Here is a 26,601-nt window from a genome sequence, read left to right on the forward strand (position 1 = left end):
CTGATGCTGCAGTTCGACCGATTACCTTCTGCGAAATCCTTCTTCACGAAGATACAAAGCCGCTTCATCATACCCGCCAAAGCTGTCTTCCAAGTTATCGCTGGCATAGATATTCCAACGATCGTCTTCTTCTTTCAACATAAGAGAATGGCCTTCAGCATCCTTCCAAAGTTGTTCGATTGGCGGGGTGATTTTTTCTTCCGTTGCCAGATGATCAATCGAAGCACGAATGATTTGTCGAAGCTCGTCCTCATGAAAATCACGGATATTGACGAGTCCTTTTGAATTGGCTTCATAATCGGGAAGGCTTCCTGTATAAACAAAGCCGTTACCGTTCGGGTGCAGATGGTACACTACGGTCGTTTTTTCATAGAGACTCTCTTCAAAATGAAAGTTCACCCTGTTTAATGAAACATCTTTTCGAGAAAGTTCATTGAACTCTTCTACAATGGATAATTTATCTTCAAATGGTAGCATTCTATTCCTCTTTTCATTTTACGATTTTCCCATTATAACATAGTGCCCTATTTTCTAGAGTGGATTACAGGTATACTAGTAACAAAGAGGTGACCCCATTGAATGATTTTACTTCCTTAGGAATTCAACCTAAGTACGTCAATGCATTAAAAGAACAATCCATCACAGAGCCGACACCCATTCAGAGCGAAACGATCCCTGTTTTATTGAATGGTAAAGACGTGATTGGACAAGCACAAACAGGAACAGGAAAGACGATGGCTTTTCTCTTACCGATGCTTGCTAAAATCAATCCGGAAAGAGATGAGATCCAATCCCTTATTGTCACACCTACAAGAGAGCTCGCCATTCAGGTAACGGCTGAATTAAATCAAATCCTTTCTTCTACGGAAGATGATATACATGTATTAGCTGTGTACGGAGGTCAAGATGTTGAGAAACAGATTAAGCGACTGAAGAATAAAGCGATTCATATCGTCATCGGAACTCCTGGTCGAATCCTTGATCATGTACGCCGGAAGACTGTAGACTTTTCAAACGTATCGTTCCTCGTATTAGATGAAGCAGATCAAATGCTTCATATCGGCTTCTTCGATGAAGTCGAATCGATTATTCGAGAGACACCGTTTACCCGCCAAACAGCCTTGTTTTCCGCTACCATGTCCAAGGATATACGGAAAATCGGCAAGAGGTATATGAACCAACCTCGTAATGTGCAAATCCGTGAAAAAGAAAAAATTGTACAGGAAATTCAACAGGAAATCGTGGAGACGACAGATCGTCAGAAACTGGATGCCCTTAGTCAAACGATTCACGACGTTCAGCCGTTTTTAGGCATCATTTTCTGTCGTACGAAAAGAAGGGTGAGCAAGCTGCTCGGCGACCTTAAAGCGAAAGGCTTCTTAGTCGATGAGCTCCACGGTGATCTGTCTCAAGCAAAGAGAGAGGGAGTGATGAAGAAGTTTAGAGATGCGAAACTCCAGCTTCTTATCGCAACCGATGTAGCGGCACGCGGGCTTGACGTAGAAGGCGTGACACATGTGTTTAATTATGATATCCCCCAAGATGTGGAGAGCTATATTCACAGGATCGGGCGCACCGGTCGTGCTGGAAAAGACGGTCTTGCAATCACGTTTGTTGCTTTAAAAGACAAACAGGATCTAGAGACGATCGAAAAAGGCATCGGCCTTATCTTGCCTCGCCGCATAGTGGAGGTAGCGCCTTCAAAATCATCATCAACAGTTGAAAAAGGATTCGATGAAAGTGCGAAAGACAGACGGGAAAAGCACATTCAAGCAAACAAAGATCGAAAGTCAAGATCTCCCCGTGGCGGCATGTCCCGTACCGGGGAAGCGAGTGGATCATCCCGCAGTCGAAGGTCGAAAGGCGAAGAAGGGACATCCCGGCGTGGCGGTGAATCGTCCGCTTCTTCCCGAGGAAGACAATCGAAACGAAGTGACTCTGGCAAACCTGGAAAAAGCGGTTCAGGTTCTCAGCGTAATAGCCAAGGCAGGTCCTCTTCCAGTAGAAGAGGCCGCTAATCCAAGGGCATGATGACGAATAGGTCATCATGCTTTTTCTTTTGAAAGTGTGGCATCTAACTTATAAAATCTGAATATTCAAATAAATAATCCGAATCTGTTAAAATAGTAAATATAAGGAAGTTACCACATTCATATTGAAACAGAGGGGATGGATATACATGGCTCCGACAGTTCTCAATATGGTGCTTGAAACCTACCCGAACAAGGGCCGAGTGATCGACCAAAATGTAAGGGTTGTCATTGCTGGATCAGCTCCGCCGCCAGCATTTGTTCGAAAGGTAGAGGAAGATCTGAATTGGGAATTCATCCAAGTGTACGGGATGACAGAAATTTCACCCCTTATCACCACCTCTATCTTAAGGTCATCGGAACAGGGGCGTCCGAAAGAAGAACAATACCGTCTGAAGGCGAAAGCAGGATACAGCATGATTGGAAGCAAGGTGAAGGTAGTTGACGAGCTTGGAAGTGAAGTCCCTCTTAACGGTCAGGCAATTGGAGAAATCGTCACAAGGACGAACACGGTGATGGAAGGTTATTATAAAAATCCGGAAGCAACCAATCAGGCAATCAGGGATGGATGGCTACATACAGGCGATATGGCAACCGTAGATCGGGATGGGTTCATTGAAATCGTTGATCGGATGAAAGATGTCATCATAAGCGGGGGAGAAAACATCTCGTCTATTGAAGTCGAGGGGGCTCTTTATGAGCATGACAGTGTATTGGAGGCAGCAGTCGTCGCCGTTCCCCATGAGCGTTGGGGAGAAGTGCCCCATGCAGTAGTTGTTTTGAGAGATGGGTACAGCTTAACAGAGAAAGATCTCATCGAGTTCAGCAGAGAAAAGCTCGCCCACTTCAAAGCCCCGCAGAGTGTCACCTTTGTCAGTGAATTACCGAAGACCGCTTCCGGGAAAATCCAAAAGGTTGTGATTCGGAAAGAATACTGGAAGGGTCATGACCGGATGGTTCATTAATGGGAAGGATGTTGGGTGGAACATAGAACATGAAAAGAATAGTTTGAGGAAAGAAGCTAACGTTTACGCTGTTAGCTTCTTTTATTTTGAGTACAAGATGATCTTTTACCTTTAAAGCAACTCGAACAAATGGCTTAGGTGATGGACAAATGCCCTAATTTCACGAATCCATGATGCACGTCGTCTCTGTTCAGGCTTATCCGGCATAACTTATAAAAAGAAAGTTTTATCATCATAATAAAAGGGAAAAGCGGTTTTTAAGAGTTAATAATTGGAGGGCATAAAGATGAGTTTAAATTCCCCATTGGTTCCAAAATCTAAAACCTATTGTTCCAATGAGTATGGAAAGCTAAAGAAGGTCGTTGTGGTTTCACCTGAAAATATGCAAATAAATGAAATCATAAATGAGACACAAAAGCATTTTCTTAAAGAAAATATCAATATAGATAAGGCTGTTCAACAACATGAAACATTTGTTGATACATTGAAGAAAAATGGTTCAGAAGTCATTCATCTCCAATCATCAAAAGAATTTAATGAGCAAGTCTTTACACGAGACATAGGCTTTACGATTCATGATCAGTTTTTCGTTTCAGCCATGAATACCGAAGTCAGGCGGGGAGAAGTGAATACGCTGAAGAAATGGCTTGAAACCAATGAGATTCCTTATCATGAACTTCTTCATTCCATCGAAGGAGGAGATGTTCTTGTTGATGAAGAGAATATCTGGATTGGGGTGAGTGGACGTACGAATCAATTGGCCATTCAATCATTACGGAATCAACTCCCCCAATTTAGCGTACATGAATTACCATTAAAAGAAGGGATTCTTCACTTAGATTGTGTATTTACGATCATTTCAGAAGAATGGGCCATTGTGTATCCTCAGGCATTTTCGAAAGAGGATCTTGAAACAATTAAGAAGCACTATAAAATCATAACAGTGTCAGATCATGAGCAATTTCAAATGGGTCCGAATGTATTGGCAATCGGTGATGAGAAAATCATCAGCCTCACTCAAAATCCAGCTCTTAATGAACGAATCAGAGCAGCCGGATTTGATGTGACCGAACTGGATTTATCTGAAATCATTAAGTCGGGCGGCTCATTCCGCTGCTGTACGCTCCCTCTTATAAGAGAGTAGACGAACTTAGGGTTTTGTCTAATTGCCCAATGAATGAGAACATTGATTTCATAAAAGGAAGGAAAACAGGGGGCTTTATACCTGTTTTTCTTCTGTTTACAGAAGCTTTACACTCCTGTATTGGTTCTGCAAATGGTTCTTCATATTTCTCCGTTATCCTTCAACATGTAGGATGAAATATAGGAGGTAGGGTAAATGAAGAAATCAATGAAAAAAGTTCTTCCTTTAGCGGTTGTATCGACGCTGGCTATTGGAAGCGTAATAGGAATGAATTTAGATAATAAAGAAGTAGAAGCGAAGGATTCCAAACACAGTAATCCTAAGAACGTCATCTTTATGATTGGTGATGGCATGGGAGTTCCTTACACGACAGGCCTTCGTTACATGAATGACAATCCGGATACAGTTGAAATGGAAAAAACGGCATTCGATCCTTACCTTGTCGGACTACAAACGACGTATCCAGAAGATGAAGAAGAAAACGTAACCGACTCTGCAGCTGCTGCGACAGCAATGAGCGGTGGAGTGAAAACATACAATAACGCTATTGCCGTTGATAATGATAAATCAAATGTGAAGACGGTATTGGAACAGGCGAAAGAAAACGGCATGTCCACAGGAATCGTCGCCACATCAGAAATCACTCATGCGACGCCTGCGTCTTACGGAGCCCATGAAGAGCAACGTAAAAGCGAAGATGCTATTGCGAACGACTATTATGATGAAATGATCAATGGGGAACATAAGATTGACGTGATGCTTGGTGGAGGAACGGATTTCTTTGAGCGTGATGACCGAAACCTTGCCAAACAGTTCCAAAATGATGGATACAGCTATGTGAAATCCGCTGATGAACTTAAAAATGATGACAATAAACAAGTGCTTGGTCTTTTCTCTGAAGTTGGAATGGACAAGATGATCGACCGTGAAGAAAAACAACCAAGTTTGGCAGACATGACCACATCTGCACTTGACCGCTTGAAAACGGACAAAGATGGCTTCTTCCTTATGGTAGAAGGAAGTCAAATCGACTGGGCGGGTCATGATAATGATGTAGTCAGTGGTATGAGTGAAATGAGAGACTTCGAACAAGCATTTGAAAAAGTAAGAGACTTTGCGAAGGAAAATGGAGAAACTCTTGTAATCGTAACGGCTGATCATTCAACCGGTGGAATCTCTATCGGTGCAGATGGTGAATACAATTGGGATCCAACACCAATACAAGCAGCTAAACATACACCGGACTTTATGGCAAAGCAAATTGTAGATGGTGCTTCTGTAGAAGACACACTTGCTGAAAATATTGATCTTGAACTTACAGAAGAAGAAGTCGCTTCTGTGAAAACAGCTGCCGAAAATGGTGATATAAAAGAAATTGACAATGCCATTGAAAAAATCTTCGACAAGCGTTCAGGTACTGGCTGGACAACGGATGGGCACACTGGTGATGACGTTCCAGTTTACGCGTTTGGTCCACAAAAAGAACGATTTGCTGGAAGAATCGATAATACGGATCAAGCGAAACTGATTTTTGATCTTTTAAAAGGAAAAGGCAAGCATAAAGGACATGATGATAAAGACAAAGATGAAGATTGAGATTATGATTAATCTCTAAGATCGTAAGAAGACTATTTGGCCCATTGATGGGGACCAAATAGTCTTCTTTTTTAAACTTCCTCTAAATCATCAATACTCACTTCCGACCTTTCTTCTAATGGTCCACGAAGATGTACAACGGCTGTTTTTCCGTCTTCATTGACAGAGTCGATCCATACTGAAGTATCCCGGTACTTTACCACTACGTCACCTGAAGATGAGAGGATCTGTTTTGCCCGATTATAATCCAAATTAATATCCTCCTTTCGGACAACCTGCCTGAAAGGTTTCAGGTTGTTTGTTATTTCGTTTTATTACGCTGGTCTTTATTATGCTTATTGCCTTTACTATTATCCCCACTAGTTATTTCAGTAGCAAATTCCGTCGTGCCCCGCTTAGGTGAGTTTTGGTTTTCGCTGCCTTTGTTTTTTTTCTTCGTCACGTTCAATTCCTCCTATTTAAGTAAAATCACATTTAGTCTTTGATAAAGGATACGGTGTTATTCAACTTATAGAGTTTATATGTCTTTCTTCCTGGATTTAACAACAAGGGTGGATTTTTTTCACTGCTTAACGATAATGAAGATAAGAAAGTCTTTCTAAAGGGAGGCAGTGCTGATGGTAGAAAGAATGAGAGGAAATAAAACAGTTTCCGTCATACCTGGCAGATGGTTTAGAGATGAAAAGGCAGTTAAATCAGCAAGTTATCCCATCGTATTTATTCATGGGATCAATGCATCATCAGAAACGTGGATACAAGAAAATGATATGCTGCAAATCCTTCGTGGAGCCGGTTATCAATCAGTATTAATTGACTTACATCCAGACGAAGACATGTGGAGGAATGGGGAGATCCTAGCTGGTAAGCTGAAGGAAATCTCCGCATACTTTGATGAAAAGCTGGTAATTGTGGGGCACAGCAAGGGAGGTGTCGATGCCCAAGCGGCATTGGTCCATTATGGTGCCTCTCCATATGTAGAAAGAGTCATAACACTTTCTACTCCTCATCATGGGTCAGAACTTGCAGATCTTGCCTTTAGTAAATGGGCAGGTTGGTTGACAGATGGGCTGAAAAGTAAGACACATGCCGTGTTTTCATTGCAAACCGGGTACATGAAAGGGTTTCGATCAGATACAGACGAGCTTGATCTTGCGAAGAAGGTTCCGTTCTACACTTTTGGTGGTACTGGCTGGGGCGGTGCGCATTCTGAGCTATTTTGGGGAGGACTGTACTTAAGCAGCTTTGGTCAAAGTGATGGAGCCGTGCTGGTGAAGAGCTCACGGCTTCCTTACAGCAAAGAGGTGGCAGTCAGAGACTGGACTCATACGACGATAAAAGAAGGGAAAGAGGTATTCCCGTATATAAAGGATCTTTTCATTGAAGAGGTGAAGGAGATTACACATGTTTCGGTGAATGAAATGCCTCTAGAAGGGGAAATATCAGCCCTTCACCGAGGTGGGCAATTCGAAGGTATGGGAGTGGAAGAGTTTTCAGTTGAGGAAGGCATAGCTCGTATTACGGTCGACTGGATTACCGATAAGAGAGATTCGGTTTATGAGCTACTCAGCCCGGACGGCCAGGTGTATACGAAATGGGAGTTGATTGTTGATGCTACAGGCTATTTCCCTGGTGCCTATCATCATTCTATCCATATATCACGACCTGTTAATGGAAAGTGGGAAGTAAGGGCTCGAGGGAGTAAGACAGAACATTACATGGTCACGATTCTATTTCAACATCAAGGGGGGAGTTATGGAGACTCAGTCATGAGCGCATTGAATGAACATGATCACTCTACGAAGAAGACTTATACGATTCACCATTTCCCACTAAGAAGTGGAAAGAAGCATTCAACAATCGTTACTTCAGGTGATCTTTCATCACTGCCTCTAGCTGACTTTGAAGAAGGAGTCCATAACATCACCCTCGACATTGAAGGAAAGACGACACTCGGAAACCAATTTCAGAGAACGATGGTTCGAACAGTGTATGTAGATGGGAAAGGCAATATCTATTGAGAATATGTCTAGATATGTTGAAAAAAACAAAGGTCCGTCCCTCTGCATAAACAGGGACGGACCTTTGACTTATAGTGTGTTAAGGAATTCTGTGACTTGCTCCGGTGATTTTGCGTTGGCGCTGTGCAAGTGAGCGATTTTTTCGCCATTTTTATACACAAGCAGGCTTGGGATACCCATGACATCATATTTTTCCGCGATTTCAGGAAATTCATCTTTATTGATGTCATACCATTTATATTGATTGAATTCATCCATGATTTCATCGATGAACATGTCCATACGACGGCAATCCGGGCACCAATCTGCATGGAATTTTACGATGACTGGTTCGGTTGACGCGATTAGATCGTCAAAGGTTTCTTTGTTTTTGATTGATTGCATGTTGTTAACCTCCCTTTTCACCTTATTTTATACAAAACGATACCAGGTTGTAAAACGAATCATTTTTCGTCTGATCTTGTACATGATAATATGAGAATACATTTTCAAGGAAAAGGTGACATTATGCAGTCCATTAAAGTTGGTTTAGCAGGATACGGTTTTTCAGGGCAAAGCTTTCATCGTCCGTTGCTTTCTCATTTAGAGGAATTTCATATTGGTGCGGTCCTATCTTCTAATGAAGAAAAGGTATTGAAAGACATCGAGGGAGCAACCGTCGTGTCGTCACTCGATGAGTTACTACAGGAAGATATTGAATTAATTGTGATTACCACTCCTAATCATCTTCACTATCGCATGATTAAACAATCCCTCTTAGCCGATAAGCATGTGATCGTAGAGAAGCCATTCGTTACGAATAGCAGGGAAGGGGAAGAGCTCCTGGCATTAGCTAAAGAAAGAGGATTACTTCTTTCCGTCTTTCATAATCGACGATGGGATGCTGACTTTTTAACGATTCAGCAATTATTGAAAGATGAAGCACTTGGAGAGATTTATACATATGAGGCCCATTTTGATCGTTTTCGTCCTGTCATTAAAGACAGATGGAAGGAGAACAAAATCGAGGGGGCAGGAGTGCTGTATGATTTAGGCTCCCATCTGCTGGATCAAGCGCTCACCCTGTTTGGTTCACCACAATGGGTGCAGGCAGATGTCTTCCCTCAACGAGATCCGGAAAAAGCGGAGGATTACTTCCTTATCACGCTCGGCTATGACGTATTGAGAGTGCAGCTATATTCACGTTCCATCGTACTTGATGCCGGGCCTCGCTATCAGATTCATGGACTCAAGGGAAGCTATGTAAAACACGGAATGGATCGCCAAGAAGAGGATTTAAAGGCTGGGAGAAATCCGCTTACTGAAGAGTGGGGAAGAGAAGACGAAGAGAACTGGGGTGTTCTCACGACAATCAGAGGAGAAGAGATTGTATCGGAAGTCATCCCTTCAGAAAAAGGGGATTATACTCAATTCTACCTGGGAATCTATCGTGCCTTAAGGGAAAATAATCCCCTTCCGGTTGACCCTGAGGAGGCTTTACAAGTCATAAAGGTAATTGAAGCTTGTAAAGAAAGCGCCGATAAAAAATGTGTGATTCAATTGAACAAATAGAAAGGAAGGCTCTAGTGGGCCTTCCTTTCTTCCTTTATTCCACTGTTCCAGCCTCTAAAATTTGTACATCTGCTTCTACCTTGAATTTTACTCGTGGGTAGATGCTTTCATCCCACTCTTTTATATCAAATCCGCGGATCCCATGCTTTTGATTTTGTCCGATCCCGATTGGGTCAATGCCTAATTCTTGAAACTCCTTTAGCATTCTTAAACAATTTTCTTCAATTTCTTGTTTCATTGTTTTTTCTACTTTTACCACTTTTTGAGACGTTAATTTCTTTCCCGTATATTCCCTTACAATTCCTTTGATTTTGATCTTTATCGTTACTTCAACTGGATCCGACTTATGCTTCACAATAATTTTATGCCTTGCGCTCAAGCTTGTAACCGAAGCCTCGACTGATTTTTCCGTCCGTCCTTTCTTTTTGCCAAGCTTGATGACATGATTTCCTTCAGCCAGCTTATCGACCATTATTTTAAAGAAGAACAAATCTTTTGCTGGGATCTTCTTTACCATCTTATCGTTTTCGAATAGCGCCATTCCTGAAATTTCCACACTCTCCTCGGAAAGTTGTTTTATCATTGGGAGATAAGGAGTTTGTCCGTCCTGAAAATAATCAAAAAGGAATAGATGTAAATTGGTTTCAGGCAATTCCCTTCTGGTGATGTTGTGGTGGATAAGGTTAGAAAGGTAGGTTCCATTCCCTCTTTGTCCATAGTTTCCTTTAATGAGTTCACCCGCGTCTCCTTCAGCTACAGTCAAGTATAGCCTCGCCCCAACACTTGCATCCCTTTGTAGGGAATCTCCGACGTCAATGATTCCTTTCTTTGCGAGCTTTTCACCGATTATTACGACATCCAAGCTTCCCCGTACGAGGGGTTGTTGAGAGCGCCTTTCCAATTTTTCAAGGACTTCACGTGTGGAGGATGCTTCAGCTGAGAGAGTTCCATTTTGAATGGATTTATCCGCTGAATAGATTGGGAATAGGGCAGTCCCTCTGATTTCAGTTTCGCTTACATAGTCATAAGCCTTCCCGGTTTCGATGTATAAGTCATCCAAAATTTCCCTTTCCACACAACCAGATACAAGTAGGGGACAAAGAAGAAAAAGTATGATAGAAAATCGTTTCATTGTTTTTGCTTCACCTTCTTTATAATGATCACAAGGACTAAGAGGATAGGTATGTAATAGAAGTTGAAATAAAACCCGATCTTTCCTGAAATATCATTTAAGAAGTTAACCTGTTTGCGGTCCGATATAAACGTTAAAGTACATAAACATAAGATACAGATCATCATTAGGGTGTACTTATGCTTTATAGGAGTAATTCGCTTCAAGGTCCTGCTGGCACACCATACGGATATGCATACGTTAGGCAGTATGACTAAACACCAATTGGCGATGCCGATATACTCAAAACGCTCAACAAAAGGCATCTCAACTATTTTCCACATGGAGAGCGTAGCCCAGACCGTTTTTTCCAATTGCTTTTGACTGAAAAAGGAAAATGAAATGAGGGCAATGATGGTGTAGACCGTAGTTGTTGTGAAAAGTGCCCAATGTGCATATTTTTGAGACTTTTTCGCATCTTTGATAAAAGGATAAATCATTAAGATTGATTCATAGCCAAGATAAGTTAAGGACATATTTTTCGTGGCAATTAAAATATCTTTTAGTGAGTGATCAAAAACGGGCAAGATATTCCGGAAATCAGCGTATTTAAATGTAAATATGAACGTTAAGGCAAGATAACTGGGCAGGATCGTTCCGAAAAAAGCGGTCCCCGTTACAGTCCTTACACCTCCATTTACAAGGTAGTAAACAAGGAATAGAAACAAAAGAGCGAAAATAAAGGTGCTTAATTCAGGATACATCCATACCTGAAGGACCTCGATATATGTTCGTAAAATCGTCACCACAAGCAAACTGAAATAGATGACATAAAACAGACTGAAAAGTTTCCCAATCCATTTACCGAAGACGAGAGTATGGGCGGAAACTAGATCACCATCTGCTTTATCGAGAATTATATACATGAATACCATCAGAACATGAGTGAGGATTCCGGCTAAAATGACCGCTATCCATCCATCGTACCCTGCGTTCATGGAGATGATTCTTTGAAATCCGAGTACACCTGCGCCAACCTGAATGGAATGTACCAAGAAAAACACGAGAAACGGTGATATTTTTCTTCTGTCAGGAACCGGCTGCATGTCATCACCTCCAATCTTCATTCGTCGATATCAACCTTTTTCTTCCCTTCAGAGGGGCGGAATCTGGCTGGTTTATTGGTCCTTAAAAACTCCGGTCGACTCGCTTGTTTATTAAAAGGGAATCGAATGAGGGCATCTTTTAAATCCTTTATTCTCGGTGGATAAAGAGGCTCCAAAAATGGTCTTCCTAAAGATGTTAATTGCAGCAGATGACCCATCAGCAAACAGAAACAAAATACGATGCCCACCAATCCCCATAGTTGTGCGAAAAATATGAACGGAAATCGTAATATCCGGATCGTATTACCCATCCGGTAGACCGGTGTCGTAAAGGAAGCGAGCGCTGCCAAGGCAACTAAGATGAGGAGAACATTACTTGTTAAACCTGCCTCGACGGACGCTGTTCCAATAACGATCCCGCCAACGATACCGATCGTTTGGCCGACCTTGGTGGGAAGGCGTGCCCCTGCTTCTCGTAATAACTCAATCGTTAACTCTAAGAATAATGCCTCTAAAATCGGGGGCAATGGAATTTCCTGACGGGACGTAATAAGAGTCGCCATTAGATCCTTTGGAATCAGTTCATAATGATAGGTTAACGCTGCCACATAAATTGGTGTAATCAAGATAGAAAACGCGACAGCAAAAACACGAACTAGACGTAAGAAGGAAGAGATATAGAAATTCAAGAAATAATCCTCATATGCATTAAAGAACTCTACCAAAGTAGTAGGGCCAATCAGGGCATGCGGTGATCCATCCACCATCACAGCCACTTTCCCTTCAACCAATACGGATGCGACACGATCCGGTCTTTCAGAGTCTAAAAGCTGGGGAAAGGGGGAGTAGCCATTATCGGCAATGATCTGTTCAATAAATGAACTATCAATGATCTGATCGAAATCAATTGCCCGGAGTCGTTGTCGCATCGTATTCACATTCGCTTCATCCACCAAACCGTCAAGGTAAATCAGGACGACTCTCGTGTGCGTCAGTTTCCCTATATTAAACTCTTCTACTAATAACTCTTTAATCGGCAATCGTTTCCGGATCAGGTTCAGATTGTCACTGAGAGACTCAACAAAGGCTTCTTTCGGACCTACGACACTGAATTCTACTTCAGGTTGAGATACTTGCCTTCCGATCTTGTTTTTCGTCGCAATGAACGCAAACTTTCGATTTGAGGCATCCATAGTCAGCAACGTGTAGCCATTATAAAGTTTCTGTTCAATCTGCGTTTCATCTGTAGAAACTTGAATATCCAATATTGGCACAAGCATTTTTAAATCATCAAAAGAATGGAAATCTTTCGATAGCAACGAGGGAAGGAGATCCTCTTGAAGAATTTTCCCGTCAATGATTGTGGTAATAAAATGTAAACTGAACTTTGCCCCCGTATGAGGATTTTTATAGAAGGCTTGTTTATAATCAGCGGATTTTTCTGCTTCTTGCTTTAGACTTTCATACGATTGTTTTTTTTGATTATTGTCTGTGCTTTTCTTGTTCTTAAAGAATGACAACATACTAATCCCTCATGTTCGATGTTTAGTCTATCCTCTAGTGTTTCCGAAAACAGAAGAATTATGAAAGATATGGAACTTTAGAATCCAAAAAAAAATGCCTGGAAGGGATATATCCCTTCCAGGCATGTCTTTTCTACAGAAGTTATTCCTGATCCAGGAAAAACTTCTCGATATCATCGAGCATTTCATTTGCTGCAATTACGCCGCCTGCTGTATTCCAGATAGCATCATTTACTTCATGCACTTGATCTTGTTTTGCTACTTCAAGGTTTTGGAATAGAGGGTCGTTGATCCATTCTTCAGCCAATTTATTCGCTTCTCCATCACCTGTTTCGTAGTTGAAGTAAAATAATACATCTCCATCCATTGCCGGTATGCGTTCTTTCGTGACGCCTTTTTCAGCAAAGTCGTCGACATCCTGACCTTCAGGACGGGCAAATCCTAACTGATCAAGGATGACACCTGAAAATGTATCTTTATGGTAAATGCGTACATCTCCGGACATAAAACGAACCATTGATACTTTTTGATTTAACTTATCTCCAAGCTTGCTCTTTAGATCTTCAATGCGTTGGTCATAAGAAGCGAGTACCTCTTGGCCTTTTTCTTCTTTATTTAACGCCTTTGCATATAATTCGAAGTTTTCCTTCCAGTTTCCTCGTAGGGTTTCGGCCATGACAGTAGGTGCGATTTCTTTCAGCTGGTTGTATTGCTCTTCCTGGCGCATTTTATTTCCAATGATCAGGTCAGGCTGAAGTTTCGCAATCGCTTCAACGTTTAGTTCACTTTCTGTCCCGACTACTTCAACATCTTTCATTTTATCAGCGATATGGTCATACCAAGGATCACCTGTCCACGATTGAACGGCCCCGACTGGCGTAACGCCCATAGAAAGCAGGGCCTCGGTTCCTTCATTGGTCAAGATAACGACCTTCTTAGGTGTTCCTTTTATTTCTGTCGTACCCATTGCATGTTCCACTGTGTATGAATCTTCTTTCATATCATTTCCTGATTCTTTCTTTTCCTCTTTGTTGCCACAAGCGGCTAGAAAGAGGAGGGTAGAGATAAGTAGTAAAGATAATAAGTTTCTTAATTTCATATGTATATCCTCCTGAATTTTTTAGTTGATAATGGTTATCAATTACACTCATAATAGTAGTTGAGAAGGTTTTCAATGTCAACACCTAATTGATAATGATTTTCAAAATCATTGACGGTTGTTTCACTCTTCTTTAAAATAGTATGGGAAGAGTCGCATGGAATTGTATAAATGAAATTCCTTTTCTTAATGGTTTCTTAAGAAAAAGAAAGGTTAGCACAATATGAAAACTCACAAACAGTTTATTTTTTTTATAGGAACATTCCTTCTTCTGATTGGGTGTATAGGAATAAGTATTGTTTACGGATACACGGATACGTCTTGGAAGGTTGCTTTCGAGGCTTTTACTAATCCAACGGGTTCAACAGAGCATATCGTTCTCCAGACGATCCGTTTGCCCAGGGCACTGATTGCAGCAACGGTAGGGGCTTCCCTTGCCATTTCAGGTGTGCTGATGCAAACCTTAACCAAGAATCCCCTGGCTTCACCAGGTATATTCGGAATCAATGCTGGCGGAGCTTTCATGGTGGTCGTAGCGGTTACGTTATTTGGCGTAACGAGTCTTCAATCATTTACGTGGCTGGCATTTTCAGGCGCTGGTTTAGCCGCAGTCGGCGTGTATGTCATAAGCTCAGTCGGGAATAAAGGCTTGACTCCGATGAAACTTACGTTAGCTGGTGCTGCCATCACAGCCATGTTTTCTTCCTTCACCCAAGGGTTGCTCGTACTGAATGAGGCGGCTTTGGAACAGGTATTATTCTGGCTTGCTGGATCTGTGCAAGGAAGAAGCCTTGAGCTGTTATATGGAGTATTTCCTTATATAGCGGGTGGTTGGATCCTCGCTCTCATCATAGCTGGTAAGATGAATATACTTGCCATGGGGGAAGATGTCGCCAAAGGGCTTGGGCTTAAAACAAACTTGTTCAAGTTTGTTGCATTATTGGTCGTTGTTCTCTTAGCGGGGGGATCCGTGGCCGTTGCCGGTCCTATCGGCTTTATCGGAATTGTGATCCCTCATCTTGCAAGAAAGATTATCGGAGTGGATCACCGATGGCTGATCCCTTACGCAGGACTCCTCGGAGCGATCTTATTGTTGGCCGCTGATATTGGAGCCCGCTACATTATCATGCCCCAGGAAGTACCGGTTGGTGTTATGACCGCCATCATTGGTGCACCATTCTTTGTGTACGTTGCCAGGAAGGGGTTTTAACAAATGAATCGATTCATAGGAAAACGTTGGCTTCGGGATCGGGTTTCCATACTCGTCGATTTATCAGCGATGAAAAAAGGAATGATCCTTTGCATGATTACACTGTTTGTGCTCATCATGAGCACAGGGATTGGTGATATGAAAATTGCACCGTGGAATGTGATCAGTGTTTTCTTTGGTGGTGGGACAAGCTTGGAACAGCTTGTGGTGACGTCTTTTCGACTTCCCAGAATCCTCATTGCACTGCTTTCTGGGATGGCTTTAGCTGTTGCAGGAGGGATCCTTCAGGGGATGATTCGAAACCCATTGGCTTCTCCTGATATTATCGGGATTACAGGGGGAGCGGGAGCAGCGGTCGTTGCATTCCTGACTTTATTCAGCAATGATGACAATTCACTGATGGTCAGTATTAAATGGCTTCCGGTTGCTGCTTTTCTCGGTGCTGCAGTCATTGCATTTTTAGTTTATTTTTTAGCTTGGCGAAAAGGGGTATCTCCTGTTAGACTCGTGCTAATCGGGATTGGCATCTCAGCTTTGACTCAAGCGTTGACGACATTGCTGATGATTCTCGGTCCTATTTACCGGGCTTCTCAGGCAAATATATGGATTACAGGTACGGTGAACGGATCGGATTGGCAGGATGTATGGATGCTACTTCCGTGGAGCCTGGCATTTATTCTGTTAAGCTTCTTAATCACCCGTCAACTGAATATACAGGAACTAGGCGAAGAAATCGCCACAAGTGTAGGAGGGAATGTTCAGCGACAACGCTTCTTTCTTCTTCTCATGTCAACAGCATTGGTAGGCGGAGCGGTTGCCTTTGCAGGAGGAATCGGCTTTGTAGGCTTAATGGCACCTCATATGGCAAGAAGAATGGTAGGATCTTCATTCGGTGCCTTGCTTCCGACTGCTGCTCTCATTGGCGGAATTCTCGTGATGGTAGCAGATTTAATTGGCCGTACATTATTCCTGCCCTTGGAAGTTCCAGCAGGAGTATTTACGGCAGCGATCGGAGCACCGTACTTTATCTACTTATTATTTAAAACAAGAAATTCTTAAAGGAGTTGGCCATATATGAGTGAAGGATTACAAACGAAGGATTTAACTCTATCTTACGGGGAACGGACGATCATTGATGAATTGACTATCGACATTCCACAGGGGGAAATTTCGGTCTTTATCGGTGGAAATGGATGTGGTAAATCCACGCTTCTCCGCTCCATTGCCAGATTACTTAAACCGAAACAGGGGTCAGTTCTGTTGGATGGAGAGGCAATCTCACGTTTATCCACGAAAGAAGTCGCTCGAAAAATGGCCATTCTTCCTCAATCACCAACGGCACCTGAGGGGTTGACGGTCCTGCAACTGGTCAAGCAGGGGCGTTATCCTCACCAGACATGGCTCAATACTTGGTCCCATAAAGATGAAGAAATTGTCCAGGATGCACTGAAGGCTACGAAGATGGAAGAGCTCCAGCATAGAAAAGTTGATGAACTATCAGGTGGCCAGAGACAGCGTGCGTGGATAGCCCTTACACTCGCTCAGGATACCGATATCATTCTATTGGATGAACCAACCACTTATCTTGATTTGACACATCAAATTGAAATCCTTGACTTATTATTCGAGCTCAATGAGAAAGAGGAGAGGACAATCGTCATGGTTCTTCACGACCTTAACTTAGCGTGCCGGTATGCTCATAATATTGTGGCGATACGGGATAAACAGATCTATGCACAAGGGAAGCCTGAAGATGTGATCAGCTGTGAACTCGTGAAAAATGTGTTTGATATGGACTGTCAAGTATCACGGGATCCACTATTCGGGACGCCATTATGCATCCCATTCGGGAAGGGACGTTGCATTTTGAATTCCGTGGGTGAGACGGGATGAATGCTCTTTCCCTTTCCCAAAAACAGTGGGAAACTCTTGAGAAATTTCGTGTTCATAAGGATTGGTTACCCGCTTTCGGAGGAGAGGAAGCAAGTACATTCTTAAGTGAGAAGGGTATGGAAGCCTATCTGTCGGACCGGTGTTCGTTAATCGGATCAGCTGATCTCAAAGTGGCGTCGTCCTTATTCATGAAACGATACGCCTTCGTAGCAGCAATGGGTTTAATGGTCATGACATATTGGAATAAGAAAATGAATCTTACTCCTGAAAATCTGGTGATTGTAGACGGTGACAAGAATGGATTGTGGATGCCGCAATTTTATCTCAAAGATGCATCTGTGAATGACTTTACATCCCATGAAGAAAAGGCAGAGTACATCGAATCCATTTTTCGCGGACATCTCAATCACGTGATACAATCGTTGAAAAAGGTGACGAATCTTTCCAATCTAATTCTGTGGGAAAACATCGCTGTATATGTTTTCTGGATATATGAGAATGATGATTTTCTTGTGGAAGAGGGGATGAGAAGGCGACGGGACGCACAATTTCGTCAGCTACTTTCAAATGAATTCAGTCATTGGTTCGGTCACTATCATAAAAATCCATTGGCACGTTACTATAGAAGTAAAGTAAACGTGGAACATGTTGCTGATAAGGTTCGAGTCAGGCAAACGTGTTGCTTCTCTTATAAGTTGGAAAACGGAGAACAGTATCGTTGTAAATCATGTCCGCAAACCTGTCGGGTGAAAGTAGATTAATTGAATCTTCACAAGGAGGTATGGAAAGATGAAAGAATTTCAGGAGCAATTTGATGCACTACTGGAGAAGTACACAGAGCTACTAGTGGGAGAGTCTGATCCATCTAAGAAAGAAATGGTCACTCACTATGCCCTTTACTCATTCATCGCGAAAAATATGCCAGCACTAGTGAAACATTGGAACGGATTATATCCTGAAGGTAAGGCTGAAATGAAACGGATTGTAGGCGAAATAAAAGAAATGAATGAAACCCATCGTGCAGAAGTGAATGAAAAGAAGAATGATGAATAAATGTTTTTGCTGAGAAAGCTCCCTTTCTGATGAAGAGGGTGCTTTTTTTGTTGGTACCTTTCCTGCATAGTACAAAAAGGCAGACCAAAGTCTGCCTTCCATTATTGAACCTGTCCACCATACCCATAAGGAAATTGAGACGAATACTGCTGATGCTGTTGATAGGACTGCTGAATTTTTTGGCTGTCGGCAGCCTCAAGCTTATACCATCCTTTTCGGAACATTTCATTATAAAGCTCCCGTTGAGCATTTTGTGTTTCGTTGAAAATCGTAAGTAAATCTTGATATAGGGATTGATGGCTCGCTTCATTCAAGGCTGTACAGTACGAAGCTGTCATATATTTCTCTTGGGATAGGACATCTGTTATAAAATCCCGATCGTTCATTTGCGGCGTTTCCGGTACTTGTTCCTGTGGATTTTGGATTTTTTGTTGATTCTGTTGATTCAAAAGTAAACATCTCCTTTCTACATCATGGTTTGGTTCGTCATATTCAAGTGGGGCAGGAGCTGTTGGTAGTGACGTTGATGCATCTGCCCACACTTATCCAAAGCTGCTTTAATGTCAGTATCTTGGCAATGAGCTGCTGCAAAATGACATTTCTTCATCGCATTTAAATTCCAAGCAAGCATGTCATTTAAGTATAGAGAATCCTTTGTCGTCAGCATTTGGGGCGGCTCTGTATAGGGCTGTTGCTGACCTCCCTGCTGAGGTTGTTGCTCCATAAGTACTTCCTCCTTCTTCATTCGGTTATTTCACCTGGGTCCATTTACCTTGCGAAAACGACAAGGCAGGTGAGAAACATTGGTTATTTTCCCTAAGGTACCCCGTCCTTATTCAGCGTTTTACAAATTTCGTCATATTCTACTAATAAATTACTGAAAGTATATTCAAAATGAGGAAAAGGTGATAAAATATTGGTAGATATACTAATCGTTTGAACCTTTTCATTTTAGCAATAAAGAAAGCGTTTTCATAGGTTGGTATATATGTTTTTTCAGGGGGTAAGCAACATGGAGCAATCAATGCGTAATTTCTTTTTATTCCTTTCAAAAAATAAACCTATGACGAAGCTGGCTAAGAAATATGGCCTGCGTTTCGGAGCAGGTCGATTTGTTGCGGGATCTTCCATCCTGCAGGCTATTGAGGCTATTCGTGAGCTAAATAGTCAGAATCTTGTTGTAACGATCGATTATTTAGGAGAGTTCGTGGATAATGAGCGTGAAGCAAATGAAATGGCCCTTGAATGTGTAGAGGCTATTCGTGCTATTGGTAAAGAAAATCTCAAATCTCAACTTTCCCTAAAAATGACATCGATGGGGTTGGATATTTCTGAAGAAGTTGTCATGAAGAATATGAGATTGATTCTTGAGGAAGCAACCAAACAAAATGTATTTGTGACCATTGATATGGAAGACTACTCCCGTTGTGGAAAGACCATTGATATTTTCACACGATTAAAGTCTGAATACGATAATATTGGTACGGTTATCCAAGCCTATTTATATAGAACAGAAAAGGATATCGATGATTTGAATGCGTATTCCCCCAACCTGCGTCTAGTAAAAGGGGCTTATAAAGAGTCACCTGAAGTTGCTTTTCCCGATAAGAAAGATGTGGACGATAATTTCAGAAAAATCATCAAAACTCATTTGTTAAATGGCAATTATACAGCCATTGCCACACATGATGATGAGATGATCGAATATACAAAAAGGCTCGTAGAAGAGCATAATATCCCTCGTGAACAATTCGAGTTTCAAATGCTCTTTGGAATCAGAGTAGAACGGCAGCACGAACTGGTCAAAGAAGGATATAAAATGCGCGTGTACGTTCCATACGGTACAGACTGGTACGGTTACTTCATGAGAAGACTGGCCGAAAGACCTGCTAACGTCGCCTTTGTTCTAAAAGGCATCATGAAAAAATAATAGTAGTTAGTAACAAGACTTCATGGATCGTCATGGAGTCTTGTTTGCTTATCATGACTATTAGTAACTTGACGGGAGGCTTGGGGAAAAATGAAGATTGTCCCATTTCGTGTGGAAGGAAAGTATTTTAAGAAAATGATCAGGTTATATTGTCAGCTCTTTCAGGTAGATGCCGCTGCCATGGAAGCACAGTTTAGACGACATTCAACCTATCCACGGTTTGAAGGGTATCTTGCTATTATCGATGAAAGAGTGGCAGGGTACATATATGGATATTCTTCTCAAAAAGGACAATACTATCACGACCTGCTTGCAAGACATTTGCATTCGAGTCGTGAATGGATGAACCATTCCATGGAACTGGTAGAGCTCGGCGTCGATCCACTTTACAGAGGCAGGGGGATCGCGAAGCACTTAGTCGAAAGATTAATCCAAAATAGAGAAGAGGAAAACGTCCTTCTCACCACTCGTAAAGATAATCAAAACGCCATCGACTTTTACCATTCTCAAGGCTTTCGTACATTGCGTAAGGGATTCTTCCCCAATATACCTCACGAGTATATCATCATGGGTAAATCCTTACAGGGACTGTGACCTACAGATCGATCCACATTAAGTTTGTTTTATTGTGAAAGTGAGCCCACTTGCGCCATCATGTGTATCGAAATAAAGGGTTACCCCATTCAGAGCTCGTAAAGCATTAAAATTGTTACGTTATTCACAATATTATATAATAAACGTGAATAATCTTCATGAAATAAGAGGCGATACAATGGAAATCACCATTAATAATATGACTTTACTGCTTGGCCTCTTGCTATTGGTTGGTGTCATAACCGCTAAATTCTCCACCCGATTGGGCGTTCCCTCACTCATCTTATTTATCATTGTCGGCATGATATTAAACAGGTATTTCTTCTTTGACAATGCATCTATCACTCAATTTATCGGGACGCTCGCTCTCATTATCATTTTATTCGAAGGTGGACTTCAAACAAAATGGAACAATGTGAGGCGAGTCTATAAACCCGCTTTGTCACTAGCAACGATTGGTGTGCTAGTGACCACTGTTTCCATCGGTGTGGCCGCCAAGTACATACTTGATCTCAACTGGCTTGAAGGGATGCTCTTTGGGGCAATCGTTGGATCAACGGATGCTGCAGCAGTATTCTCAGTATTAGGGAACAAAAATATCAAACCGAAAATTTCCTCCACACTAGAAGCCGAGTCAGGCAGTAATGATCCCATGGCTATCTTTTTAACAGTGGCATTTTTGCAATTAATTCAATTTCCGGCATTGAATCCTGCCAGCTTAATCGTAAGCTTCTTTTGGCAGATGGGAATGGGATTGGTTCTTGGGTTGGCACTTGGATGGACATCCGTGTGGATTATCAATCGGATCAATCTCGATTCATCCGGTCTGTACCCGGTCTTGTCCGTTTCTCTAGCGATTTTCACCTATGCCTTCACGAGTATCCTGGATGCAAGTGGACTACTAGCTGTTTATATTATGGCGATTGTAGTGGGGAATCAGGAACTAACCTATCGCCATTCGATTGTCCGTTTCAATGAAGGATTTGCTTGGATGATGCAGATCGTTATGTTCATCCTATTGGGATTATTGGTCTTCCCACAGCATCTGCCAAGCATTGCATGGCAAGGGATTGTCCTCTCGATTCTACTGATAGTCGTAGCGAGGCCACTCGGGGTTTATTTAAGCTTAGCTCTTGCGAAGAACTTTTCTATTAAAGAGAAATTCTTCATTTCATGGGCGGGATTGAAGGGAGCTGTACCGATTGTATTGGCAACGTACCCAATGGTGGCCAATATCGAGAACAACGAAGTCATCTTCAATGTTGTATTTTTCGTCGTGCTTCTATCTGCCCTCATCCAAGGAACGACGATCTCACCTTTGGCTAACTATCTCAAGCTTGCGGGAGAGGAAAAATCTCCTGTAGCACACAGTATTGAACTCGTTTCGATTGGGAAGACCAACAATGAGATGCTTGAAGTATTCATTAACTCAGATGCTCACATTACGAATAAGGCAATCAAAAACATTAATCTCCCTGACAAAACGTTGATTTCTGCTGTTATAAGAAACAATGAGCTGATCACTCCTATGGGAGACACGGTCATCAAAGCGAACGATACACTCTATGTGCTTGCAGATAAAAGTCAGAGAAAACGTATTAATGAGCTTCTGAATTCTAAAGGGGGATTAAACCCCTCATGAAAATATAATTGCAGCATGAGAAAAAGCTCTCCTATGTGTTAAAGTATTTATGTTTTTTTATATCACGTTTATAAGGATCCATCTTTGAATTTTCTCCAACAAAAAAAGCAATCTCCTCCTTGGAAGATTGCTTTTTTCATTGAATCATTCAGCAGATACGGCTGCTTTACCCATTGGTTTTCGTTGATAGAGTTGTTCGAATATCGGGAAACTATATTGAACGACAAATCCTAATAGAAGCGTCACAAGGATCGTTCCGATTCCAATATCTCCTCTAAAAAGGAATGCAAGTGATAGTGCAAATCCTTCACTAATAATACGGGAGTTACGAAGGTTTAACCCGAAACGAGTATGAATGGCTACCATAAGGGTATCCATTGGACTTGCCGGGAACTTAGCCTGTAGGTAGATTGCAATACCAAGACCCATCGTCAATATACCGGAAGCAAGAGCAAAGAGTTGGTTCATCAAAATCTCAGGAGCAAAATTGTTGAAAACGACCAATAACCAGAAATCAATTAACATACCGATCACAAGAATCGATCCTGCTGCCAATACATCCGGCTTCTTCTTCATAATAAGTGCATTGAGACCAATCAAAACAATCCCATTAATAAATACTGCCGTCCCAACGGTGAACCCGAACATATTTGATTCACCAACAGCAAGGGCATCCCATGCCGAGGCACCGAGGCCAGATTTAATGATCAAGGCAACCCCCATCGTTAGAATAAATAGTCCAATCGTAAAAAACATAAATCTGCGTTTCATCCACACAATCCCCTTATCTGTAAACGTTATCATTCATGTACTTTAAAAAACAGACGAGCTACTCTGAATATGTAACAAAGTAGGAGGTCTGACATCTCCGAAAATATATTATTAGTTTACTGTATTTGTAGAAAGAAGGCAAAGTTAATTTTTGTATTGGAAGAAAAATATGTTGGGGGGAGAATCCGTTGAATGGGTCGATCTTTGAAAAAAAACGGATAATAAGGATGAATGAAGATTAACCACAAGACAGATAATTATAACAGCTAAGGATAGGACACATGAAATGGCACCCGATCACAAATCACCGGGTGCCATTTCCACTCTTATACTAGGGTTGCTTCTTAAATTGATTGTTTTGACTGTTCCTCTTCCCGCCTCCGTCCCTCTCAACCGTAGGACCGGCATCTCCCTTCACACTCGCTGCACTAACCCCAGCCTTAGAAGGATCCTTCTTCTGCTTCGCCATAACAAACACCTCCATTCCTAACATTCCCGGATCCAGAAATTATATGAGGGACGGACCTCGAAATTATAGTTTAAACCAAGGGAGGAACATGATGAAAAACGGAGGAGAGAACCTAAGTAAGAAGGTCTGTTCGGTAATTGAGGAATGAGTATCTGTATCATTTTTAAGGTCCGTCCCTCAAAAAGATGTTGGCAAATCTACAGCTTGTTTCATATATATAGTAGGAAGAATAAAATTAATATGGATTTTTTTCACCTTTGGGGGAGTGGTTGAATAGGTTGATTTGGATGATATGCCCATATATGTGCGTGGGCCGAAAATGAATTTTTTGTTAATTTATAATTTTTTAACCGTTTAAATATTGCGATATTTTAGAAAATCCGATATATTAGATGTAACAGGAACTCATTCGGGTCTTTTTTTTGAAAGAAAAATGAATGAGTATTCATTCAAAGTGTTAAAAAGGGGGAAATACCAATGGTTCGTAGAATTCAGAAAGCCGCAGTATTAGGATCAGGAGTCATGGGTTCAGGCATTGCCGCTCATCTAGCAAATATCGGCATCCCGACAATGTTATTAGATATCGTACCAAGAGAATTAACTGATGAACATAAAGCCAAAGGCCTTACAGAAGAAAGCAAAGCGTTTCGTAATCAATTTAGTGAAAACGCTTTAAAAAAGCTCTTCAAACAAAAGCCGGCTCCTTTAACATCAAAACAAAACGCTTCACTTATTACAACAGGCAACTTTGAGGATGATCTTTCAAAAATCGGAGATTGTGACTGGGTAATTGAAGTAGTCGTTGAGAATTTAGATATTAAGAAGAAAGTGTTCGAGCAAGTGGAACGTTATCGTAAACCGGGAAGCATTATCAGCTCCAATACGTCAGGGATTTCAATCGAGGCCATGTCAGAAGGACGCACAGATGACTTCCAGAAGAATTTCTTAGGAACGCATTTCTTCAATCCGCCTCGTTACTTGAAACTTCTTGAAGTGATCCCGACGAAAAAGACGGATCCGGAAGTCGTCGGTTTCATGAAGACATTTGGAGAAGACGTTCTCGGTAAAGGTGTGGTAATGGCAAAGGATACACCGAACTTCATTGCCAATCGTATTGGAACATATGGATTACTGATCACGGTTCAAGAAATGCTTAAGGGCGGATACTCTGTTGGTGAAGTTGATTCCATTACAGGTCCACTGATCGGAAGACCGAAAAGTGCGACCTTCCGTACGCTTGATGTAGTTGGCCTTGATACATTCGCCCATGTTGCGAAAAATGTATACGACCAGGTGGAAGGCGAAGAGCAAAAGGTATTTGAAGTACCAGCATTCATGAAGAAAATGCTTGAAAATGGCTGGCTTGGTAGCAAGAGCGGACAGGGATTCTTCCTGAAAAAAGGGAAAGAGATTCTGGAGCTTAATCCTGAAACGCTGGATTATCAACCTCGTCAAAAACTGAAAACCGCTTCACTTGAAATGGCTAAAAATGAAAAAGGACTAAAAAATAAATTAAAATCACTTGTTTATGCAAAAGACCAGGCAGGCACACTTCTATGGAATATTGTGTCACCAGTCTTAACGTATTCAGGAGAGCTACACGGTGAAATCGCAGATGATATCGTAGGCGTCGATCAAGCCATGAAATGGGGCTTCGGCTGGGAGATGGGTCCATTTGAAACATGGGACGCAATCGGAGTTGAAAAATCGGTAAACCGTATGAAGGAAGAAGGCCAAAAGGTCCCTGAGTGGATCGAAACTATGCTTTCTGAAGGTCACTCCACTTTCTATAAAGAAGAAGATGGAGAGCGATACTTCTATCATAATGGAGACTTTCAACTTGTAGAGCGAAACCCTAAAGCACTTGATTTGAAGTCGCTTAAGAAGCAAGGGAAGCTGATTAAAAAGAATTCGGGTGCAAGTTTAATTGACATCGGGGACGGTGTAGCCCTTCTTGAATTCCATTCTCCAAATAACGCTATTGGATTAGATATCACGCAAATGATCAATTTTGCAGTGGATGAAGTAGAGAAGAATTACAAAGGACTCGTCATTGGTAACCAGGGCAAGAACTTCTGTGTGGGAGCGAACCTTGCCATGATTCTAATGGAGGCGCAGGATGATAACGTCTTTGAAATCGATATGGTCGTCCGTCACTTCCAGCAGGCGATGATGAAGATCAAATATTCTCAGAAACCTGTAGTAGCGGCCCCGTTCGGCATGACTTTGGGCGGTGGAAGTGAAGTTTGCTTACCGGCTGCCCACATTCAGGCGTCAATGGAAACGTACATGGGCTTAGTTGAAGTCGGAGTCGGTTTGATCCCTGGTGGCGGAGGAAACAAAGAGCTTTATATGAAGCACTTAGCCAATCTGCCGAACGGAGTGGAATTCGATCTTCAAAAGGTAGCCAATAAAGTATTCGAGACTATTGCGATGGCGAAGGTTTCCACCTCAGGTGATGAAGCAAGAGATAACAACTTCTTAAATAAAGCAGATGGTGTAAGTGTAAACAATGATCATCTGTTATATGATGCAAAACAAGCGGCTTTAAGCCTATACGAAGGCGGGTACTCTGCACCAATCCGTAAAAAGGTGCCCGTTGTAGGTGAACCAGGATATGCTACTCTTCTTCTCGGAGCTCAATCCATGCTTCAATCGGGCTTTATTTCAGAACATGATCTGATGATCGCAAAAAAACTTGCTTACGTGATCGCAGGTGGAAAAGTGCCATACGGAACCGAGGTAGACGAACAGTATCTATTGGATCTTGAAAGAGAAGCGTTCCTTAGTCTGGTTGCACAGCCGAAATCTCAACAAAGAATGCAACACATGCTTGTAAAAGGAAAACCACTACGCAATTAATCAGCGTTTATACCATATTAGAAAGCGGGGGAAT

At 41.8% G+C, this 26,601-nt stretch carries 26 protein-coding genes and 1 pseudogene; 15 read left to right on the top strand and 12 right to left on the bottom strand.

Annotation, left to right across the window (positions count from 1 at the left end):
- Nucleotides 1–21: 21 nt before the first annotated feature.
- Nucleotides 22–477, bottom strand: a complete 456-nt coding sequence (locus FGG79_RS16385) for a hypothetical protein (RefSeq protein WP_138780296.1) — start codon at nucleotides 475–477, stop codon at nucleotides 22–24.
- A gap of 89 nt (nucleotides 478–566) precedes the next feature.
- Between FGG79_RS16385 and FGG79_RS16390 the strand changes: the two genes are divergently transcribed.
- The 4 genes and pseudogenes from FGG79_RS16390 (at nucleotide 567) to FGG79_RS16405 (ending at nucleotide 5,735) form a co-directional block, all read left to right on the top strand.
- On the top strand, nucleotides 567–2,018 hold the full coding sequence (locus FGG79_RS16390; RefSeq protein WP_138780298.1) for a DEAD/DEAH box helicase: 1,452 nt from the start codon (nucleotides 567–569) through the stop codon (nucleotides 2,016–2,018).
- 155 nt (nucleotides 2,019–2,173) lie between these two features.
- Nucleotides 2,174–2,995 (top strand): annotated as a pseudogene (locus tag FGG79_RS16395) (AMP-binding enzyme); the annotation flags it as partial.
- 286 nt (nucleotides 2,996–3,281) lie between these two features.
- Nucleotides 3,282–4,139 (top strand): dimethylarginine dimethylaminohydrolase family protein, encoded by an 858-nt coding sequence (locus tag FGG79_RS16400; RefSeq protein WP_138780302.1) that lies wholly within the window; start codon nucleotides 3,282–3,284, stop codon nucleotides 4,137–4,139.
- A 195-nt stretch (nucleotides 4,140–4,334) separates the two neighbouring features.
- The gene (locus FGG79_RS16405; protein ID WP_138780304.1) at nucleotides 4,335–5,735 is read left to right on the top strand and encodes an alkaline phosphatase; all 1,401 of its coding nucleotides are present in this window, start codon (nucleotides 4,335–4,337) and stop codon (nucleotides 5,733–5,735) included.
- A gap of 71 nt (nucleotides 5,736–5,806) precedes the next feature.
- Here the strand turns inward: FGG79_RS16405 and FGG79_RS16410 are convergent, their stop codons facing one another.
- Together FGG79_RS16410 and FGG79_RS21885 are read right to left on the bottom strand one after the other, a co-directional pair.
- On the bottom strand, nucleotides 5,807–5,986 hold the full coding sequence (locus FGG79_RS16410; protein WP_138780305.1) for an H-type small acid-soluble spore protein: 180 nt from the start codon (nucleotides 5,984–5,986) through the stop codon (nucleotides 5,807–5,809).
- Nucleotides 5,987–6,036: 50 nt separating this feature from the next.
- Complete coding sequence (locus tag FGG79_RS21885) at nucleotides 6,037–6,177, bottom strand: hypothetical protein (protein ID WP_171050979.1); 141 nt, start codon at nucleotides 6,175–6,177, stop codon at nucleotides 6,037–6,039.
- Nucleotides 6,178–6,352: 175 nt separating this feature from the next.
- Between FGG79_RS21885 and FGG79_RS16415 the strand changes: the two genes are divergently transcribed.
- On the top strand, nucleotides 6,353–7,753 hold the full coding sequence (locus FGG79_RS16415) for an esterase/lipase family protein (protein ID WP_138780307.1): 1,401 nt from the start codon (nucleotides 6,353–6,355) through the stop codon (nucleotides 7,751–7,753).
- A gap of 69 nt (nucleotides 7,754–7,822) precedes the next feature.
- On the opposite strand, the gene FGG79_RS16420 is transcribed toward FGG79_RS16415, so the two are convergent.
- Nucleotides 7,823–8,137, bottom strand: a complete 315-nt coding sequence (locus tag FGG79_RS16420) for a thioredoxin family protein (protein ID WP_138780309.1) — start codon at nucleotides 8,135–8,137, stop codon at nucleotides 7,823–7,825.
- Nucleotides 8,138–8,260: 123 nt separating this feature from the next.
- Here FGG79_RS16420 and FGG79_RS16425 point away from each other — a divergent pair, with 123 nt between their 5' ends.
- Complete coding sequence (locus FGG79_RS16425; protein ID WP_138780550.1) at nucleotides 8,261–9,304, top strand: oxidoreductase; 1,044 nt, start codon at nucleotides 8,261–8,263, stop codon at nucleotides 9,302–9,304.
- Nucleotides 9,305–9,338: 34 nt separating this feature from the next.
- On the opposite strand, the gene FGG79_RS16430 is transcribed toward FGG79_RS16425, so the two are convergent.
- The 4 genes from FGG79_RS16430 to FGG79_RS16445 all read right to left on the bottom strand — a co-directional run bounded on the left by FGG79_RS16430 (nucleotide 9,339) and on the right by FGG79_RS16445 (nucleotide 14,143).
- On the bottom strand, nucleotides 9,339–10,436 hold the full coding sequence (locus FGG79_RS16430) for a Ger(x)C family spore germination protein (RefSeq protein ID WP_138780311.1): 1,098 nt from the start codon (nucleotides 10,434–10,436) through the stop codon (nucleotides 9,339–9,341).
- Complete coding sequence (locus FGG79_RS16435; RefSeq protein ID WP_240794313.1) at nucleotides 10,433–11,542, bottom strand: GerAB/ArcD/ProY family transporter; 1,110 nt, start codon at nucleotides 11,540–11,542, stop codon at nucleotides 10,433–10,435. The genes FGG79_RS16430 and FGG79_RS16435 overlap by 4 nt, the downstream gene beginning before the upstream one ends.
- Nucleotides 11,539–13,044, bottom strand: a complete 1,506-nt coding sequence (locus tag FGG79_RS16440; protein ID WP_138780313.1) for a spore germination protein — start codon at nucleotides 13,042–13,044, stop codon at nucleotides 11,539–11,541. Before FGG79_RS16440 ends, FGG79_RS16435 begins: the two co-directional genes overlap by 4 nt.
- A 142-nt stretch (nucleotides 13,045–13,186) precedes the next feature.
- On the bottom strand, nucleotides 13,187–14,143 hold the full coding sequence (locus FGG79_RS16445) for an ABC transporter substrate-binding protein (protein WP_138780315.1): 957 nt from the start codon (nucleotides 14,141–14,143) through the stop codon (nucleotides 13,187–13,189).
- A 223-nt stretch (nucleotides 14,144–14,366) separates the two neighbouring features.
- Between FGG79_RS16445 and FGG79_RS16450 the strand changes: the two genes are divergently transcribed.
- The 5 genes from FGG79_RS16450 to FGG79_RS16470 are packed head-to-tail and all read left to right on the top strand — an operon-like array spanning nucleotide 14,367 to nucleotide 18,299.
- Nucleotides 14,367–15,353: a FecCD family ABC transporter permease gene (locus FGG79_RS16450; RefSeq protein WP_138780317.1), complete on the top strand. Its 987-nt coding sequence runs from the start codon at nucleotides 14,367–14,369 to the stop codon at nucleotides 15,351–15,353.
- A gap of 3 nt (nucleotides 15,354–15,356) precedes the next feature.
- Nucleotides 15,357–16,412, top strand: coding sequence for a FecCD family ABC transporter permease (locus tag FGG79_RS16455; protein ID WP_138780319.1), 1,056 nt, complete (start codon nucleotides 15,357–15,359; stop codon nucleotides 16,410–16,412).
- A 15-nt stretch (nucleotides 16,413–16,427) separates the two neighbouring features.
- The gene (locus tag FGG79_RS16460; RefSeq protein WP_138780321.1) at nucleotides 16,428–17,246 is read left to right on the top strand and encodes an ABC transporter ATP-binding protein; all 819 of its coding nucleotides are present in this window, start codon (nucleotides 16,428–16,430) and stop codon (nucleotides 17,244–17,246) included.
- Complete coding sequence (gene fhuF, locus FGG79_RS16465) at nucleotides 17,243–18,007, top strand: siderophore-iron reductase FhuF (protein ID WP_138780323.1); 765 nt, start codon at nucleotides 17,243–17,245, stop codon at nucleotides 18,005–18,007. Before FGG79_RS16460 ends, fhuF begins: the two co-directional genes overlap by 4 nt.
- Before the next feature lie 28 nt (nucleotides 18,008–18,035).
- Complete coding sequence (locus FGG79_RS16470; protein WP_138780325.1) at nucleotides 18,036–18,299, top strand: DUF2573 family protein; 264 nt, start codon at nucleotides 18,036–18,038, stop codon at nucleotides 18,297–18,299.
- A gap of 101 nt (nucleotides 18,300–18,400) precedes the next feature.
- Here the strand turns inward: FGG79_RS16470 and FGG79_RS16475 are convergent, their stop codons facing one another.
- Nucleotides 18,401–18,748, bottom strand: coding sequence for a spore coat protein (locus FGG79_RS16475; RefSeq protein WP_240794314.1), 348 nt, complete (start codon nucleotides 18,746–18,748; stop codon nucleotides 18,401–18,403).
- 17 nt (nucleotides 18,749–18,765) lie between these two features.
- Complete coding sequence (locus FGG79_RS16480; protein WP_138780328.1) at nucleotides 18,766–19,023, bottom strand: hypothetical protein; 258 nt, start codon at nucleotides 19,021–19,023, stop codon at nucleotides 18,766–18,768.
- 288 nt (nucleotides 19,024–19,311) lie between these two features.
- On the opposite strand from FGG79_RS16480, the gene FGG79_RS16485 reads away from it, so the two are divergent.
- The 3 genes from FGG79_RS16485 to FGG79_RS16495 all read left to right on the top strand — a co-directional run bounded on the left by FGG79_RS16485 (nucleotide 19,312) and on the right by FGG79_RS16495 (nucleotide 22,465).
- Complete coding sequence (locus FGG79_RS16485) at nucleotides 19,312–20,229, top strand: proline dehydrogenase family protein (protein ID WP_138780330.1); 918 nt, start codon at nucleotides 19,312–19,314, stop codon at nucleotides 20,227–20,229.
- Between the two features lie 90 nt (nucleotides 20,230–20,319).
- The gene (locus tag FGG79_RS16490; protein ID WP_138780332.1) at nucleotides 20,320–20,823 is read left to right on the top strand and encodes a GNAT family N-acetyltransferase; all 504 of its coding nucleotides are present in this window, start codon (nucleotides 20,320–20,322) and stop codon (nucleotides 20,821–20,823) included.
- Nucleotides 20,824–21,001: 178 nt separating this feature from the next.
- Nucleotides 21,002–22,465, top strand: coding sequence for a potassium/proton antiporter (locus FGG79_RS16495; RefSeq protein WP_138780334.1), 1,464 nt, complete (start codon nucleotides 21,002–21,004; stop codon nucleotides 22,463–22,465).
- Nucleotides 22,466–22,609: 144 nt separating this feature from the next.
- Here the strand turns inward: FGG79_RS16495 and FGG79_RS16500 are convergent, their stop codons facing one another.
- Together FGG79_RS16500 and FGG79_RS16505 are read right to left on the bottom strand one after the other, a co-directional pair.
- Nucleotides 22,610–23,236, bottom strand: coding sequence for a YczE/YyaS/YitT family protein (locus tag FGG79_RS16500; protein WP_138780336.1), 627 nt, complete (start codon nucleotides 23,234–23,236; stop codon nucleotides 22,610–22,612).
- Between the two features lie 331 nt (nucleotides 23,237–23,567).
- The gene (locus tag FGG79_RS16505; RefSeq protein WP_138780338.1) at nucleotides 23,568–23,705 is read right to left on the bottom strand and encodes a YuzL family protein; all 138 of its coding nucleotides are present in this window, start codon (nucleotides 23,703–23,705) and stop codon (nucleotides 23,568–23,570) included.
- A 477-nt stretch (nucleotides 23,706–24,182) separates the two neighbouring features.
- Between FGG79_RS16505 and FGG79_RS16510 the strand changes: the two genes are divergently transcribed.
- A complete protein-coding gene (locus FGG79_RS16510) occupies nucleotides 24,183–26,567 on the top strand; it encodes a 3-hydroxyacyl-CoA dehydrogenase/enoyl-CoA hydratase family protein (protein WP_138780340.1) in 2,385 nt (794 codons plus the stop codon).
- Nucleotides 26,568–26,601: the final 34 nt, after the last annotated feature.

It is taken from the genome of Bacillus sp. BHET2, assembly GCF_005938125.1.
Classification (GTDB): Bacteria; Bacillota; Bacilli; order Bacillales; family Bacillaceae_B; genus Rossellomorea.